Source organism: Bradyrhizobium sp. UFLA01-814 (assembly GCF_046718885.1).
Lineage (GTDB): Bacteria > Pseudomonadota > Alphaproteobacteria > Rhizobiales > Xanthobacteraceae > Bradyrhizobium > Bradyrhizobium elkanii.
On sequence record NZ_JAQOSR010000042.1, the window covers coordinates 13,850 to 29,380 of the forward strand.

The 15,531-nt window shown below is 65.3% G+C and carries 13 protein-coding genes; 6 read left to right on the forward strand and 7 right to left on the reverse strand.

Translation table 11 applies throughout. The features are described 5' to 3' along the window. The first annotated feature begins 55 nt into the window (after positions 1 to 55). From PMN64_RS15185 to PMN64_RS15195, 3 genes are read left to right on the forward strand one after another with little or no spacing between them, the layout of a single operon-like run. Positions 56 to 1,186, forward strand: a complete 1,131-nt coding sequence (locus tag PMN64_RS15185; RefSeq protein WP_411781213.1) for a PspA/IM30 family protein — start codon at positions 56 to 58, stop codon at positions 1,184 to 1,186. Beyond that, entirely contained in the window at positions 1,183 to 1,845 is a 663-nt protein-coding gene (locus PMN64_RS15190; protein ID WP_411781214.1) for an OB-fold-containig protein, read from the forward strand. The genes PMN64_RS15185 and PMN64_RS15190 overlap by 4 nt, the downstream gene beginning before the upstream one ends. A gap of 3 nt (positions 1,846 to 1,848) precedes the next feature. After that, entirely contained in the window at positions 1,849 to 3,597 is a 1,749-nt protein-coding gene (locus PMN64_RS15195) for a flotillin family protein (RefSeq protein WP_411781215.1), read from the forward strand. A 190-nt stretch (positions 3,598 to 3,787) separates the two neighbouring features. Here the strand turns inward: PMN64_RS15195 and PMN64_RS15200 are convergent, their stop codons facing one another. Then, positions 3,788 to 4,597 (reverse strand): autoinducer binding domain-containing protein, encoded by an 810-nt coding sequence (locus PMN64_RS15200; protein WP_411781216.1) that lies wholly within the window; start codon positions 4,595 to 4,597, stop codon positions 3,788 to 3,790. A gap of 36 nt (positions 4,598 to 4,633) precedes the next feature. Further along, positions 4,634 to 6,274 carry an amidase gene (locus PMN64_RS15205; RefSeq protein ID WP_411781217.1) on the reverse strand — a complete coding sequence of 547 codons (1,641 nt, stop codon included), beginning with the start codon at positions 6,272 to 6,274 and terminating at the stop codon, positions 4,634 to 4,636. A 158-nt stretch (positions 6,275 to 6,432) separates the two neighbouring features. On the opposite strand from PMN64_RS15205, the gene PMN64_RS15210 reads away from it, so the two are divergent. Continuing rightward, the gene (locus PMN64_RS15210; protein ID WP_411781218.1) at positions 6,433 to 7,674 is read left to right on the forward strand and encodes an MFS transporter; all 1,242 of its coding nucleotides are present in this window, start codon (positions 6,433 to 6,435) and stop codon (positions 7,672 to 7,674) included. Positions 7,675 to 7,785: 111 nt separating this feature from the next. On the opposite strand, the gene PMN64_RS15215 is transcribed toward PMN64_RS15210, so the two are convergent. After that, a complete protein-coding gene (locus PMN64_RS15215; protein WP_092078051.1) occupies positions 7,786 to 9,042 on the reverse strand; it encodes an adenylate/guanylate cyclase domain-containing protein in 1,257 nt (418 codons plus the stop codon). A 174-nt stretch (positions 9,043 to 9,216) separates the two neighbouring features. Here PMN64_RS15215 and PMN64_RS15220 point away from each other — a divergent pair, with 174 nt between their 5' ends. Further along, positions 9,217 to 9,408, forward strand: a complete 192-nt coding sequence (locus PMN64_RS15220; protein ID WP_411781219.1) for a hypothetical protein — start codon at positions 9,217 to 9,219, stop codon at positions 9,406 to 9,408. Here PMN64_RS15220 and PMN64_RS15225 read toward each other — a convergent pair whose 3' ends face one another. Further along, positions 9,409 to 10,287, reverse strand: coding sequence for a DMT family transporter (locus tag PMN64_RS15225; RefSeq protein ID WP_411781220.1), 879 nt, complete (start codon positions 10,285 to 10,287; stop codon positions 9,409 to 9,411). 90 nt (positions 10,288 to 10,377) lie between these two features. Between PMN64_RS15225 and PMN64_RS15230 the strand changes: the two genes are divergently transcribed. Then, positions 10,378 to 11,196 (forward strand): helix-turn-helix domain-containing protein, encoded by an 819-nt coding sequence (locus PMN64_RS15230; protein ID WP_411781221.1) that lies wholly within the window; start codon positions 10,378 to 10,380, stop codon positions 11,194 to 11,196. Here PMN64_RS15230 and PMN64_RS15235 read toward each other — a convergent pair. The 3 genes from PMN64_RS15235 to parC all read right to left on the reverse strand — a co-directional run bounded on the left by PMN64_RS15235 (position 11,187) and on the right by parC (position 15,523). Next, the gene (locus tag PMN64_RS15235) at positions 11,187 to 11,990 is read right to left on the reverse strand and encodes an N-acyl homoserine lactonase family protein (protein ID WP_411781232.1); all 804 of its coding nucleotides are present in this window, start codon (positions 11,988 to 11,990) and stop codon (positions 11,187 to 11,189) included. The two genes, PMN64_RS15230 and PMN64_RS15235, sit on opposite strands and share 10 nt — an antisense overlap. 147 nt (positions 11,991 to 12,137) lie before the next feature. Beyond that, positions 12,138 to 13,094 carry a cation diffusion facilitator family transporter gene (locus tag PMN64_RS15240; protein ID WP_411781222.1) on the reverse strand — a complete coding sequence of 319 codons (957 nt, stop codon included), beginning with the start codon at positions 13,092 to 13,094 and terminating at the stop codon, positions 12,138 to 12,140. Positions 13,095 to 13,267: 173 nt separating this feature from the next. Further along, entirely contained in the window at positions 13,268 to 15,523 is a 2,256-nt protein-coding gene (gene parC / locus PMN64_RS15245; RefSeq protein ID WP_411781223.1) for a DNA topoisomerase IV subunit A, read from the reverse strand. Positions 15,524 to 15,531: the final 8 nt, after the last annotated feature.

The following is a 15,531-nucleotide window of genomic DNA, read 5'->3' on the forward strand; positions in this document are numbered from 1 at the left end:
ATGATACCAGCTGCCCAGCTTGTAAAGTACTGAGGAAGTACTTTACGTTAGATGCATGATCAAGCTGCCCGTCGAGACGCCCACCGCAACGCTGCGCTACGCCCTCGCCCCTGACCCTTCAGCCATCGAGGCGATCGAGGCGACCTTTGCGGCCTATGACCGGATGATGGCGATCCTCGCCGAGGTCGCCCCCGTCGGCGCCAACCTCGTCTCGCTGCACGCCCAGGCCTACGAGAAGATCCGCAAGGAGACCGGCCTGCCCGCACGGCTGGTGACGCTCGGCCTGCGCGACCGCGCCAATTACATCGCGGGCTCCGCCGTCCGCCGGATACCGCTCGACGACAAGTTGTTTGCGATCAAGGGCCCAACTTCACTGACCATTAGCACTGTCAGCGGACGCGTCTTGGTGCCGTTCGACGTGCCGGGATATGTCTCGGGCTGGGAAAGCCCCTTCCCGGCGCATTTGATCTCGGATGGACGCGGCTACGAAATCCACATCGCCGTCAAATCGAAATCAGCACCACCGGAGGAGAAGACCATGCTTCACGAAGGCATCCTTGCGCGCATGGGCCGGCTTCTTGCCGCCATCGCGAGCCAGACCATCGACAATGTCGAGAACAACAACAAGGTCGCGCTGGTCAAACAGGCGATCCGCGAGATCGACGCCGGGGCCGACGAGGCCCGCTACGCGCTCGGCAAGTCGCGCGCCGAAGAATTCCGTTTGAAGAAGCGGCGCGAGGAACTGGATACCGAAACGATCGGTTTGAACGAGAAGATTCGTCTCGCACTTGTGGAAAATCGCGAGGATCTCGCGCGCGCCGGCGTCGCACGGCAAATTGATCTGGAGTCGCAGGTGATCGCGCTGGAACGCGCGATGGATTTCATCGAGCTCGAAATCGATGAGCAGACCAAGGCGCTGCAGGCCATGCTCGGCGCGCGCCGCGAGGCGGAGACGCGCTTGGCCGATCTCGAACAAAGCCTGATCCGCGAGGCCCAGGACGAAACCAGCCGGGGCCCATCCGCGACCAATACATTGAGTGCTGAGCGCGCCATGGCGGCGATCGCCCGGGTCACCGGTGTTCCCGCCTCCAGCGTGCTCGGCGACAAGGAGCTTGACGAACTCGATCGCCTGCATCGCGAAAAGGAAATCGCGGCGCGGCTTGAAAGGATCAAGTCAGAAAAATGAGTGCAGTTGGCGACATTCTGCTCGCCCCCGACGTGCGGCCCTTCGCGGTCGCGGCTGCGATCATGGTGGCACTTGGCGGTGTCGAATTGCTGAGCACCATGATCGGACTTTCGATCAGCGAACTCATCGGCAAGGATTTCGCGGTCGAGGCCGAGAGCCACAACGCTCTCAGTGGCCTGTTTCTCTGGATCAACGCCGGGCGGCTTCCCCTCCTGATCCTGATCATCCTGATCCTCGGCATCTTCTCGATCGGAGGCTTCCTGCTTCAGGGACTGGCGCATGCCGCAGGCACCGCCATCCCGGTCTCGCTTGCCGCGGTGGTTGCTGCCGCAGGCAGCATCCCCGTGATCAGAAATACCAGCCGCGGCCTCGCTCGCGTCATTCCGCGCGACGAGAGCTATGCGGTCAACGACAGCGACTTTGTCGGCAAGGTCGCGACCGTGTCGGTCGGCCCGCTCGATCAGGGCCTGCCCGGCCGGGTCCGTCTCAAGGATGTCTTCGGCAACTGGCACACCGTGTCGGCGCGTGCCAGCGCGGAGTCTGGGGCATTGCCGGTCGGCGCCAGCGTGCTGCTGGTCGATCGCGACGCCAAGGGCTTCATCGCGATTGCCGCTCCAGCCGACCTCGTCGAACAACAACCGTCCTCCAACAGGGCATAACACATGTGGGAACTTGCTGTACCCGTCGTTATTGGCGTCATCGTCATCCTCGTTATCGGTCTCCTGTTCGCAAAGCTCTACAAGCGCTCGACGCGCGATGAGGCCTATGTCCGCACCGGCCTCGGCGGCCAGAAGGTGGTGCTCGACGGCGGCTCGCTCGTGCTGCCGATCTTCCACTCCACCGCGGCGGTGAACCTGAAGACGCTGCGGCTCGAGGTCGCGCGCGGCGGCCCTGACTCGCTGATCACCAAGGACCGCATGCGCGTCGATATCGGCGCCGAGTTCTATCTGCGCGTCAAACCCGACTCCTCGTCGATCGCGCTCGCCGCGCAGACGCTCGGCAACCGCACCAATGACGCGGCCGAGCTGCGCGAGCTGGTCGAGGCCAAGTTCGTCGACGGCCTGCGCTCGGTCGCCGCGACCATGAACCTCGAGGAATTGCAGGAGCAGCGCGCGACCTTCGTCAAGGCGGTGCAGGACGCGGTCGGCGCCGACATCCAGAACAACGGTCTCGAGCTTGAATCGGTGTCGCTGACGAAGCTCGACCAGAGCGACATCAAGCACTTCAACCCGAGCAATTTCTTCGATGCGCACGGCCTGACCACGCTGACCAAGATCACCAAGGAGCGTGAGCAGGAGCGCAACCAGATCGTCCGCACCACCGAGGTCAACATCGCCCAGCAGGACCTGGTAGCGCGGCAGACCACGCTGACGATCGAAAGCACCAAGCGCGAGGCCGAGCTCGCCCAGCAGCGCGACATCGCCAACAAGACCGCCGCGATGCGCGCGCAAACGGCGCAGGTCGAGCAGACCGCGTTGCAGAACGAGGCCGAATACCGCATCCAGCAGGAGCTCGCGGTCGCCAACAAGCAGACCGAGGCCAACCAGGCCCGCGACACCCGCAAGATCGAGGCCGATCTCGCGGTCAAGCGCCGCAATACCGAGATGGAGCGTGACCTTCAGATCGTGGCGCAGGAAAGCGCCATCGCGGTCGCGGCCAAGAGCAAGGAGCAGTCGGAAGCCCAGACCATCGCCGAGACCGCGCGCGCGGTCGCGATCGCCGCCGAGGAAAAGGTCACCACCGCCCGCGCCACCGAGATCGCCGAGCGCGACAAGATCATCAACGTGATCGCGGCGCGCAAGGCGGCCGAGACCGACGCGATGCCGATCACGGTGATGGCCGAGGCCGAACGCCAGGCCGCCGCCAACAAGGCGGAAGCCACCAACGTGCTCGCCAAGGCCGATGCGGCCGCCGCCACCACCCGCGCTGCCGGCGTCAAGGCTCTCGGCCAGGCCGAAGCCGAGGTCGCGACGATGAAGGCGGAGGCGCGCAACAGACTGAGCGCCGACATGATCGCCTACGATCTCAACCTCGCGCGGATCAACGTGATCCCGAGCGCGCTCGCCGAGGCGGTGAAGCCGATCGAGAAGATCTCCGACATCCGGATCTTCGACACCGGCGGCATGCTCGGCCGCGGCGGCGCCAACGGCCACACCAACGGCAATGGCGGCCTCGGGCTCGGCGACGGCCTCGCCGCGCAGCTGCTGTCGGTCTCGGCATTCAAGCCGATGATCGACAAGATTCTCTCGGAGGCAGGATTCCCGGCCGGAGCCGACGCACTCACCAGCCTGACCAGCGCGCTGGCGCAGCGCAATGCCGAGGTCGCCCCGTCGGCGGCGAATGGCGAGGACAGCCGCCCCGCCACGTTGGTCGGCACCATCACCGGCCAGCTCGCGCCCACGCCGCAATGAAAGCGCCGAGGTGTTGGGCTGAATCAGTCTGATGGCAAACGCACTTCACCTCTCCCGCTTGCGGGGAGGTTGGATCGCATCGACAGATGCGATCCTGTTGCCGCCTCAGGGCGTGATGTCCCCACGGATGGCGCCTGAGCATGGGCGCATTCTTGCCCGTGCATGTCCGCCGTAGGTTGAACAAGTTGTTCTAGGCGAATGGCATGTCTATGAGCCGAAGCTGGATCGCCTTCGCTATCGCATGCGGCCTGTTCGACGCGTTGAGGTGCGCGATCGCACGCTTCATGTGAGAACGTACGGTCTCGCAGGACAAACCGAGGATCAGGGCAATGTCATCCGAGGTCTTCCCTTGCGCTGCGAGGGACAGGCACTCCTTCTCACGCGCGCTGAGCCAAGCCTTGGTGTCGGCGGCTTGGTTCCACAACCATCTCCGGAGAGAGGTATTCTGGAATTGATGACACAATGCGAACAGTCCATTGACAACCGTCGGTGAAGAACCGGTCTCGTACTTCGTCGCGCTTTCCGAAATCGCACTGACGAACGCAAATGACCCGTTCGGCATGTGCATCGGAATCGTGATTCCGTAGTGCAGGTTCTTGTCGTTCAGGTGGTCCACGCACGCCCGCTCGCCAGTGCTCAGGCGTTCATGGGCTTGTACGTCGATCCACTTTAGGGGCAAGGTCGTCGTAAAGCAGAACCGGTAGTAGGGATCGCAAAGGTGGCTCCAGTGCCGATCCCATCGATTTGGAAAGGCTCGCGTCTTCACGACGGGTGACGTGAAGCTGCCGTCTTGCGCTCTCGGCGTGCTGGCCATGCCGTAGGCGAAGGAGGAAAAACCCAGGTCCGACAGGGCTTGATGCAATGCATCCAGGGCGGACTCGAGGTCAACCGCCTGTTCGAGGTCGGCCGCGAAGCGTCCCATCAGAGCTTCGCGGTCGGCGGTGGGAAATGCGTGGGCTGCTGGGAGAGACATCAAGGTCCATCTCTCATCACGGGCCATAATGGTCATCCTGCGGCCCGCAGGTGTCAAGCCACGCTAGACGGCCAGCTTAGGTCGCCGACGCTGCCAGGGATGCGTCGCGCCTTCGAACGCGGACGCGATGCGGAACACCCTCAGGTCGTCATAGGCTGGACCGACAATCTGCATCCCGGTGGGCACGCTTGTTTCGGCATCGAAACCGGTGGGCACAGACATCACCGGGAGGGTGCCGACCAGGTTGAAGGGATACGTCATGAACCAGCCGATAAAGGGGTTCACCGGCTTCCCGTTGATGGTGAGCGGCTCTTCGCTGCTGCGCCCTGCGACGATCTTCGTCGTCGCAGTGGTCGGACAGATCAGCGCGTCGTGGGTCTCGAAGAGCTTCGACATCGATACGTACATCTTCTGCCGCACGGTATTCAGGTTGTAGAACTTCGTGACGTCGAGCTTCTTGCCCTCTTCGAGGATCTTGATGACGTACGGGTCAACGTCGTTGCGGGACTTGGTCAGAAGACTGCCCGCCAGCGCGTAGAACACACCCTGCCACCGGGTGTTCCATGTCTCTTCGATTTCCTTGGTCCAGCCGATATCGACCTCATCGACCACGGCGCCGAGCGAACGCAGGACCGACACAGCATTGCGTGTGTTCTTCTCGACCTCAGGATCGACCGCGAAATAGCCCAGGTCCATCGACAGCGCGATCCTCATGCCAGCGATGCTGTCGAAGGTCGGCGGGATGACCACCTTGTCCCGCAGGGACGACATGTCGGCCGGATGCTGGCCGGAAGTGACATTCTGCATCAGCCCGCAATCGCCGACGCTGCGGGCCAGTTCGCCATAATGGATCAGCCACTCATTCGGGTGCTCGCGGTCGTTGGGGTTGCGTCCCCATGGCGGCTTGTAGCCGAACACGCCGTTCATCGCGGCCGGGATGCGAATAGACCCGCCACCATCCGTGCCGTCCGACAAGGTCGTGTAGCCGGCGGCCAGGGCCGCGCCGCCTCCGCCGGTCGAGCCGCCGGGGGTATAGGCAGGGTTCCACGGGTTGTGCGTGACGCCCCAAAGCAAGGACGCCGTCACACCTGAATGCGCGAACTCCGGTGTCGTCGTGCGGCAATGCATGATCGCCCCTGCGGCGAGAAGGCGCTCCACAGTCGGCGCGGATTGGTCCGGAACGAAATCCTTGTAGAGCCGCGAGCCGTAGGTGGTGATCTTGCCCTTGACGGAGTGATAGTCCTTGATGGCAAGCGTGATGCCTTCCAGCGGGCGGACCGGTTCACCGCGCACGTACTTGCGCTCCGCAATCCGCGCCTGTTCCAGCGCCTCGTCGAAATAGGTGTACGTCGTTGCCTTGAGCGTCGGCTCCCATGCTTCGACCTGTTTGATCTGCGCCCGGAGCAGTTCGACCGGCGATAGCGTCTTGGCCTTGAATCTCGCGAGCGCCTCGCCGGCCGTCAGATAGGCAATGTCGTCGGCATCGGCCTTTTCGGACGGCCCCGCGGCGGCCGCGCGCGATGCTGCCGGCAAGACCGCCCCCGCGACGCCTGCAAGGGCGATGCTCAGGAGCCGGCGACGCTCCGGATTCGGCTGGGCTTCAAAACTCTCATGGGGGGCTTGGCTCATGATTTCTCGTCTCCCGTTGGCGGAGCCGGTGAGCGACCGGACAGCTTCCGCCAATTCGACGCCGCGCGATTCCAAGTCGCAATTCCCCTAAAGGGTGAATCGAGATGAGAACGAGACGGAAATGGTGCTGCGCCGCCACGCGGGCCTTTGTTTTGGCGTTATCGGGAAACGGGTGGGATCGGGCCTCTTCCAACCACACACTACCGGGCAGTCGAATGATCAAGGATTCCGTCATGTCCGCCGATACGCCTCGCCTGCCGGCCACCTTCAACCGCCTGGCCTGGTCCAACCTTGCCGCGCAATCGGCCGAACAGATTGCGCTTGCGGCTGCGCCGATCGTCGCCGTGCTGCTGCTCGGCGTCGGCGAAGGCCAGACCGGCCTGTTGCAGACCGCGCTGACGCTGCCCTTCATCCTGTTTGCGATCCCCGCCGGCCTGCTCGCCGACCGCGTGTCGCGGCGCTGGGTGATGGCGGGCTCCGAAGCGCTGCGCGCGGCCGCGCTTGCCGCGATCCTGCTGCTCTTGTGGCTCGGCCTGATGACGCTGCCGCTGCTCGCCCTGCTCGGCTTCATCGCGGTCTGCGGCACGGTTGCCTATAGCGTCGCTGCGCCGGCGCTGGTCCCCTCGCTGGTGACGTCACAGCAATTGCCGGCCGCGAACGCCCGCATCGAGCTGGCGCGTACCGTCGCGTTCGCCAGCGGCCCCGCGCTCGGCGGCGTGCTGGTCGGCTGGGTCGGTGCCGCGCCAGCGTTCGGATTCGCCGCGGCATTGTCGGCGATCGCAGTCGTGCTGCTCTCCGGCATCTACGAGCCGGCGCGCCAGCCTGCCCCGCGGCGGCATCCGTTGCAGGACATCAAGGAAGGCGCGGCCTTCGTGATGCACCACGCCTTGCTGCGGCCGGTGTTCATCACCCAGTTCATCTTCAACACCGCCTCCTTCCTGCTGCTCGCCGTGTTCGTTCCCTATGCGGTGCGTCATCTCGGGCTCAGCGCGACCGGTGTCGGCACCACGCTCGCGATGTACGGCGTCGGCATGGTGGTCGGCGCGCTGTTCGCGACCCGCGTGATGAAGCGGCTGGCGTTCGGCACCGTGATCGGGCTCGGCCCGGTCACCGGCTTCGTCGCCGCGGCCGTGATGGCGCTGACGACCTGGATTGCGACGCCGCTGCTCGCGGGCCTCAGCTTCTTCCTGCTCGGCGTCGGCCCGATCCTGTGGGTGATCTCGACCACCACGCTGCGGCAGTCGGTGACGCCGCCCTCGCTGCTCGGCCGCGTCTCGGCGATCAACATCATGAGTTACGGCGCGCGCCCGCTCGGCTCCGCGCTCGGCGCCATCGTCGGCGGCCTCTACGGTGCCGAAGCCTGCCTCTATCTCGCGGCCGCGATCTTCGCCGCCCAGGCGCTAGTGATCCTGATGTCGCCCGCGGTGTCGCTGACGCGGCAGCCCGACATGGTCGGCGAACCCGCGCGCTGCTGAGCGAGACTATCTCATCACGTCATTGCGAGGAGCGAAGCGACGAAGCAATCCATGTCTCCGCAAGCGATGAAATGGATTGCTTCGCTTCGCTCGCAACGACGGGGAGAGAGATCAGCTCGCCAGGTACCGCTCGTATTTGCCGCCGACGACCTCGTCGGCGGCGACAGCCGGATCCAGCGTATAGAGATCCTGTGCATGGCCGATGCCGCGCAGCACGAAGCGGCCGGTGGAGACCAGATAGTTGCGGCCGGCGGCGTCGAGCCCGGTGCGAAAGTCCGTCGAAGTCAGTAGCTCGCGGTCGACCGAGGCGCACATCGAGGCGATCCGGCTGACCTCGTTGACGGCGGGCCCGACCACCGTGAAATCCAGCCGGTCCTCGCTGCCGATATTGCCGTAGAACACCTGGCCGACATGGAGCCCGACATAGGCCGTGGTGGTCGGCCGGCCCTCGTTCTCGCGGCGATCGTTCAGCACGCGGATGTTGTGCCGGAATCTGTGCTCGGCCCGCAGCGCGGCCCGTTTGGCGCCTGCGACGTTCTCGCCGGTGAACATCGCCAGCACGCCGTCGCCGATCAGCTTCAGCACCTCGCCGCCGGCGTCATGGATCGCGTCGATCGAGGCCTGCGCATAGTCGTTGAGGAACGGAATGATCTCGTCCGGGCCGATCCGCTCGCTGATCGCGGTCGAGCCGCGCACGTCGGAGTACCACAGCACGGCCTTGATCTTCTCGGTGATGCCGCGCTGCATGCGTCCGCGCAGCACCTGCTCCGCGGTATCGCGGCCGAGATAGACCCGTCCGAGCGTGCGGGCGATCTCGACCTGCGCGGCCGACTTGATCGCAAGCCCGAGCACCGGCACCAGGTCGCGCAGCGCCGCCATATGGTTCTCGTCGAACCCGTCCGAATGGCGGGTGGTGTAGTAGGAGTAGAAGCAGTCCATCTCGCCGATCGTGCCGGCCTCGCCGAAGCGATGCACGAAGGCGGCGAAATGCTTGTGGCCCTTTTCGGCCAGCTCGCCGATCATCGAGAAATCGTGCGAGGTGTCGGCGAGATCGATCACTATCTCATCATGGCCGTTTTCGAGCATGTGGTAGAAGGCCGACCGCCGCCAGGTCTGGCTGGCCTCGCCGGTGCTGGTCGAGCCGTATTCGAAGATGTCGGCCTCATTGCTCTCGCCGTCGTTCCAGCGGAAACCGCGTCCCTCGAAGATCGGATGCAGCGTATCGATGAAGACGATGGCCCGCGACAGCGGCATGCCCGCCGCCCGGCAGCGCTCGCAGAAGCCGCGCAGCAGGTCGTTTTCCGGCAGGCCCGTCAGACCCTGGCGGACCAGCCAATTCATCAGGCGCAAACGGGGCGTCAGTTCCATAAGCTGGATTATGCCGGGCAATTGGTGCGGGAGGAAGGGCTGGTCGTCGCGTGACAGATGCGAACGCCAATGCGGCATTGCAAGGCCGCCCGCCTCACCATTTCGCGCGGAACACCGCCGCCGAATGGCGCCGATTCCGCTTCCTTTTGTCCACCCCTTCGCGCACAACAGCGCATGGACAACGACACTGGCCCGCCAAACTCGATCCGACGCCTCATGCAATGGGCGATCACCCCGCCGCAATCCTATGGGGTCTATCTTGTCGGTCTTATCCTGGTGTTCGTCCTGTCGTTCTACGCCGGCACGCTGAAGCCGAAGCACTCGCCTGCCCCGTCGGTGACCGCGCCTGCCGCCCCGCGCGGCTGATCAGACCGATTTGGTTTCCGACGTCGCGATCCAGATGCCCGCGAAGACCGCGATCAGGCCGACGACCAGATTGGCCGTGATCGGCTCGCCGACCAATTGCTTCGCAAGCAGCCCGGCGGCGATCGGATTGACCGTCATGGTGTTGGCGACGCGGGTCGGCGAGGCTCGCTCGAGCGCCAGCACCCACAGGATAAAGGCCAGCGCACCGCCGGCTATGCCGAGATAAAACCCCGCGATCCATTGCGACGGGCCGAACTCGCGCAGCGTCGCCAGGCTGCCGGTGAAGGAGCCCACCGCCACCAGCGCCGCCGCGCCGGCGCCCATGCCGACGGCAAGGAAACCGAGCGCGCTGGAGCGACGGATGAACGGCCGCGACAGCACGTTGTAGAAGGCCATGCAGAGCACCGCGGCGGCCATGATCAGTTCGCCGCGCCATGCCCCCACTGGCGCCGCCGCCAGCCCGGATGCCAGCGCCGCCGCCACGCCGAGCACCGCAATCGAGACCCCGATCGATTTGCGCATCGTCAGCGGCTCGATGCCGAGCAAGGCGCCGACCACCATGGTGGAGAGCGGCAAGGTCGCCAGCGCCAGGCTGGCGCGCGCCGCCGTCGTGTAGGACATCGCGAGATTATAAAGCACGAAGAACACGCCGAAGAAGGCGACGCCGAGCGCCGCGACCGCCGGCAAGTCCGCGCGCCGCGGCCACTTCGCCCCGAGCAGGACCGCGGCGGGAAGCACGCAGAGAAAGCCGATCGCCCAGCGCAGGATCGCCAGCGTGATCGGGTCGGCGTTGCCGGCCAGGTAACGCGTGATCGCCGCCGCCGTGCCGCCGAGGCAGCTCGAGACCAAGGCAATCGCAACGCCGATCCACTCGCCCATCCCGATCCCCATGCGTTTTGTATTCGCTTGTGGCATCTTGCCCGGCGAGATCATTCCGGCAACTACTTGGCAGGTATTTGGCAGGTACCCATGTCGCAGCAGCGCGATTTTGCAGCCAGCCTGCGCTGGTGGCGGCAGCGTAAGGGGCACTCGCAACTCGAGCTCGCCGGGCGCGCGGATATCTCCCAGCGCCATCTCAGCTTCCTCGAGCTCGGGCGCGCCGCACCGAGCCGCGACATGGTGATCCGGCTTGCCGCGGCGCTCGACGTGCCGTTGCGCCAGCAGAACGCGCTCTTGGTCGCGGCCGGATTCGCGCCGGTCTGGCGGCAGACCGACCTTGCCGCGCCGGAGCTCGCCCAGATCCGCTACGCGCTGGATTTCATCCTGGCGCAGCAGGAGCCTTTTCCGGCGGTCGTGGTCGACCGGCACTGGAATCTGCTGCTCGCCAATTCGGGCGCGGGGCAGCTGGTGGAATTCCTGGTCGGACCGCTGGCCCCAGGCACGGCGGTCAATCTCGCCGACGCGCTGGTCGCGCCCGACGTGCTGCGGCCCTATCTCACCAACTGGACCGAGGTCGCCGGCTACTTCGTCCGCAGCGTCGAGGCCGATGCCGCCGCCGACGGCACCACAACGACGGCGGAATTGCTCAAGCGCCTGCTGGCCTATGACGGTGTCGAGGCCGCGTTGGCCGCGCCGACGGGGCCGACATCCGGGCCGGTGCTGCCGATGCTATTCCGCAAGGGCGACGTCAGCCTGCAATTGTTCACCACCATCGCGACGCTGGGGACGCCCCAGGACGTCACGCTGCAGGAGCTGCGCATCGAAAGCTTCTTTCCGATGGACGAGGAGACCGCGCAGATTTTTCGAAACTGGTCGAAAGCGAACGCCGCCAAGGCGGCTCAATCGTAGAAGTCCGGCGACAGCTTCAGCCCGTCGCGCTGCGCCTTGTCGTGGTTGATCCAGAGCTGCGCCTTCTCTTTCGTCAGCGTGTCGGCGATCTTCTGCATCGAGGCCAGCGTCTGCTCCTTGCTGGCGTTCATGCTCGGCGCGCGCCGATTGTCCCAATTGTCCCTGAAGTGAACGGCATCGCCGGTCAGCACGACCGCGCCTGTCTTCGGCAGTTTCACCAGCAGCGACTGGTGGCCGGGCGTGTGGCCCGGCGTCGACAGGATGGTGACGCTGCCGTCGCCGAACACGTCGCGGTCGCCTTCGAGCTTCGTCACGGGATGCTCGGGCTTGAAGCGCGGCGCGTTGTTGGCGCCGGGCCATTCATACTCCGCCTTCTGCACATACAGCATCGCGGCCGGGAACAGCTCGACATTGCCGATGTGATCGGGATGGGTGTGCGACACAGCGATCGCCTTGATGTCCGACGGCTTGACGCCGAGCTGGTCGAGCTGCGCGGCGAGCGTCTTTGGCCGCCGCCAGGTGACCGCCTTGGGATCGGCCGGCGCAAGGCCGTTCGGCATCGCCGCCACAGCATCGGGAATCCCGGTGTCCCACAGGAACCAGCCCTGGGCATGCTTGATCAGGTAGCAATTGTCGACGAAGTCCATCGACTTGCCTTCATTGACGCCGGGCGACCAGCGTGAAATGTCGCCTGCAACGCCTTCGCCGCAGTTGAGGATGTAGAGCTTCTCGACGCCCGATTTCGCCGGCTCGGCGTCCGCATGCGGCACAGCGCCCACGGCCCAGAACAACATTGCAAGACCGATTGCCTTCTTCACGTCGCCCTCCGTTGATCACGCCGGCCATTCGCGCGGTTGCAATGTGCCGTGTCGTCGCCGCCCGTGGAAGACGTGGACATGGGTCGAGCGATCAATTGAATGCGAGTGCGTGGCCGCGGCAGGCTAGACCATTTCCGCCGGCGCCAGCCGGCAGGTCTCGCTGCTGATCTCGACCTGCAGCGTCGCGTGGTGGATGCTGAAGCGATCCGAGAGCTCGGCGCAGACATGATGCAGGAAGACATCGTCGTGTCCGCCGGGCCGCACCAGATGCGCGGTCAGCGCGGTCTCGCTGGTGCTCATCGCCCAGATGTGCAGGTCGTGAACTTCAGTCACCCCCTCGAGCGCGGCGAGATAGTCCCTCACCTGCTTGAGATCGATGCCCTTCGGCACCGCGTCGAGCGCGAGATTGACGCTGTCGCGGGCAAGCTCCCAGCCGCTCAGCAGCACCACCACGGCGATGACCAGGCTGATCGCCGGATCGAGCCACTGCCAGCCGGTCGCCATGATTAAGAGCGCAGCGATCACGACGCCGACCGAGACGCCGGCATCCGCCGCCATGTGCAGATAGGCGCCGCGGACATTGAGATCGCTGTCGCGGCCGCGCATGAACAGCAGCGCGGTGCCGCCATTGATCAGGACGCCGAGCGCCGCGACCCAGACCACGGTCCAGCTTGCGACCTCCGCCGGCTCGCGCAAACGGTTGATGGCTTCGACCGCGATGCCGCCGACCGCGATCAGGAGCAGCCCGGCATTGAACAGCGCCGCCAGGATCGAGGCGCGACGGTAGCCATAGGTGTGGGTATCGGTCGGCCGCCTGCCGGCGAGCCATGCCCCGCCCCAGGCCAGCAGCAGCGCGATGACGTCGGAGAGGTTGTGAACGGCGTCGGAGACCAGCGCCAGCGAGTTGGCGGAATAGCCGAAGATCAGCTCCGCGACGACAAAGGCGGTGTTCAGCGACGCGCCCACCGCAAAGGCGGTGCCGAAATTGTCGGGCGCGTGGCTGTGCCCGGCATGGGAATGCCCGGCGTGGGCGCGTCCGTGAGAATGACCGCCGTGGTCGTGATCGTGATTGTGCGCCATGGCAACCGTCGCCCGATGTCGTCGGCGACGGTTATAGCGCGGTGGAATGTGGATACTATCACACCGCGCGGGTCGAAGGCGTAGCCCGGATGGAGCGAAGCGCAATCCGGGATCCTTGCCAAACGCGACAGCGGCCCCGGATTTCGCTTCGCTCCATCCGGGCTACCGCACGATTACTCCACGCCGCGATTGAACTTGTTCGACTTCGGCAGGCCGTGGGCGAGCCGGCCGGCGTCGGCGCGGTTGCCGCGCCAGTCGGCCAGTTCCTTCATGGTCATGCTGTGCTCGCGGCCGGCGGAGTCCTTCCAGGACAGGCCGGCCTTGGCGTCGAACACCGCAACGTCAGACAGCGACGCGCTGGTGTATTTCTGCAGGCGCACGCCGCGGCCGCGCGCCATCTCCGGCACCTGGTCGAGGCCGAACAGCACCATCTTGTGGTTGGTGCCGATCACCGCGACGGTGTCGCCGTTCACGGTCGTGATCGCGCGGGCCTCGTTCGGCATTTCGACGTTGAGCACCTGCTTGCCCTTGCGGGTGTTGCCGACGCAGTCCTCTTCCTTGACGACAAAACCCTGACCCTCGCTGCTCGCGATCAGGAACTTGCGCTCGCCCTTGTTGACGAACAGCGAGATGATCGCGGCGTCCTGCTCGAGATCGATGAACATCCGGATCGGCTCGCCATGGCCGCGGCCGCCCGGCAGTTTTGCCACGTCGAGCGAGTAGAACTTGCCGTTGGTGGCAAACAGCAACAGCTTCGAGGTGGTCTCGGCGAAGAACGAGTGCTCGAGCTTGTCGTCGGTCTTGAAGGCAAGGCCGGAGAGATCCTCGACATGGCCCTTCAGCGTCCGCACCCAGCCCTTCTCTGATATCACGACGGTGCACGGCTCGCGCTCGACCAGCGCTTCCTCGATCGCGGCGAGGTCATGCTCGGGCGCATCGGCGAAGGTGGTGCGACGCTTGCCGAGCGGCGTCTTCGGTCCGAAGATGTCGCGGACCTTGCGCACCTGATCGCTGACCTTGGCCCACTGCTCCGTCTCGGAAGCGAGCAGGCCCTCGATCCCCTTCAACTCCTTGCGAAGATCCTTGTCCTCGGTGCGGATCTCCATCTCCTCCAGGCGACGCAAATTGCGCAGGCGCATGTTGAGGATGGCGTCGGCCTGGATCTCTGACAGCTTGAAGGTCTTCATCAAGACCGGCTTCGGCTCGTCCTCGGTCCGGATGATCTTGATCACCTTGTCGAGGTTCAGATAGGCGACGAGGTGGCCGCCCAGCACTTCCAGGCGGTGCTCGATCTGGGTCCTGCGGAAGTTGGACCGGCGGACCAGCACGTCGCGCAGATGGTCGAGCCATTCGCGCAGGCACTCGGCAAGGCCGACCACCTTCGGGATGCGGCCCTTGATCAGCACGTTGAGGTTCAGCGAGATCTTGCTTTCCAGCTCGGTCAGCCGGAACAGCGACTCCATCATCAGCGCCGGATCGACGGTGCGCGATTTCGGCTCGATCACGAGCCGGACGTCCTCGGCCGACTCGTCGCGGACGTCGGCAACCAGCGGCAGCTTCTTCTCGTTGATGAGCTCGGCGATCTTCTCGACGATCCGCGACTTCTGCACCAGCCACGGAATTTCGGTGACGACGACCACCCAGGTGCCGCGCGCGCCCTCCTCCTGGGTCCAGCGCGAGCGGGTGCGGAACGAGCCGCGCCCCGTCGTGTAAGCCTCGATGATCGCTTCCTTGGAATCGACGACGATGCCGCCGGTCGGGAAGTCCGGGCCCTTGACCCATTTCAGCAGCGCCTTCGATTTGGCGTCGGGCTTCTCGATCAGATGCAGCGCCGCGTCGCAGAGCTCGGCCGCATTGTGCGGCGGGATCGAGGTCGCCATGCCGACCGCGATGCCCTGCGCGCCGTTGGCAAGCAGGTTCGGGAAGCCGCCCGGCAGCACCACCGGCTCTTTCGACTGGCCGTCGTAATTGAGGCGAAACTCGACGCCGTCCTCGTCGATGCCGTCGAGCAGCAGCCGCGCGACCTCGGTCATGCGGGCTTCGGTGTAGCGGTAGGCGGCCGGATTATCGCCGTCGATATTGCCGAAATTGCCCTGGCCGTCGACCAGCGGGTAGCGCGAGGAGAAATCCTGCGCCAGACGCACCATGGCGTCATAGATCGCCTGGTCGCCATGCGGATGGAACGAGCCCATCACGTCGCCGACGATCTTGGCCGACTTCTTGAATGCGGCGCGCGGGTCGAGCCCGAGCAGGTCCATGCCGTAGAGGATGCGCCGGTGCACCGGCTTCAGCCCGTCGCGGGCGTCCGGCAGGGCGCGATGCATGATGGTCGAGAGCGCATAGGCGAGATAGCGCTCCTCGAGCGCGTCACGCAGCGGCACCTCGTGAATTTCGGCCGGCTCTTCCGGCGGAATCTGTCGTTTTCCCATGGGGAGGC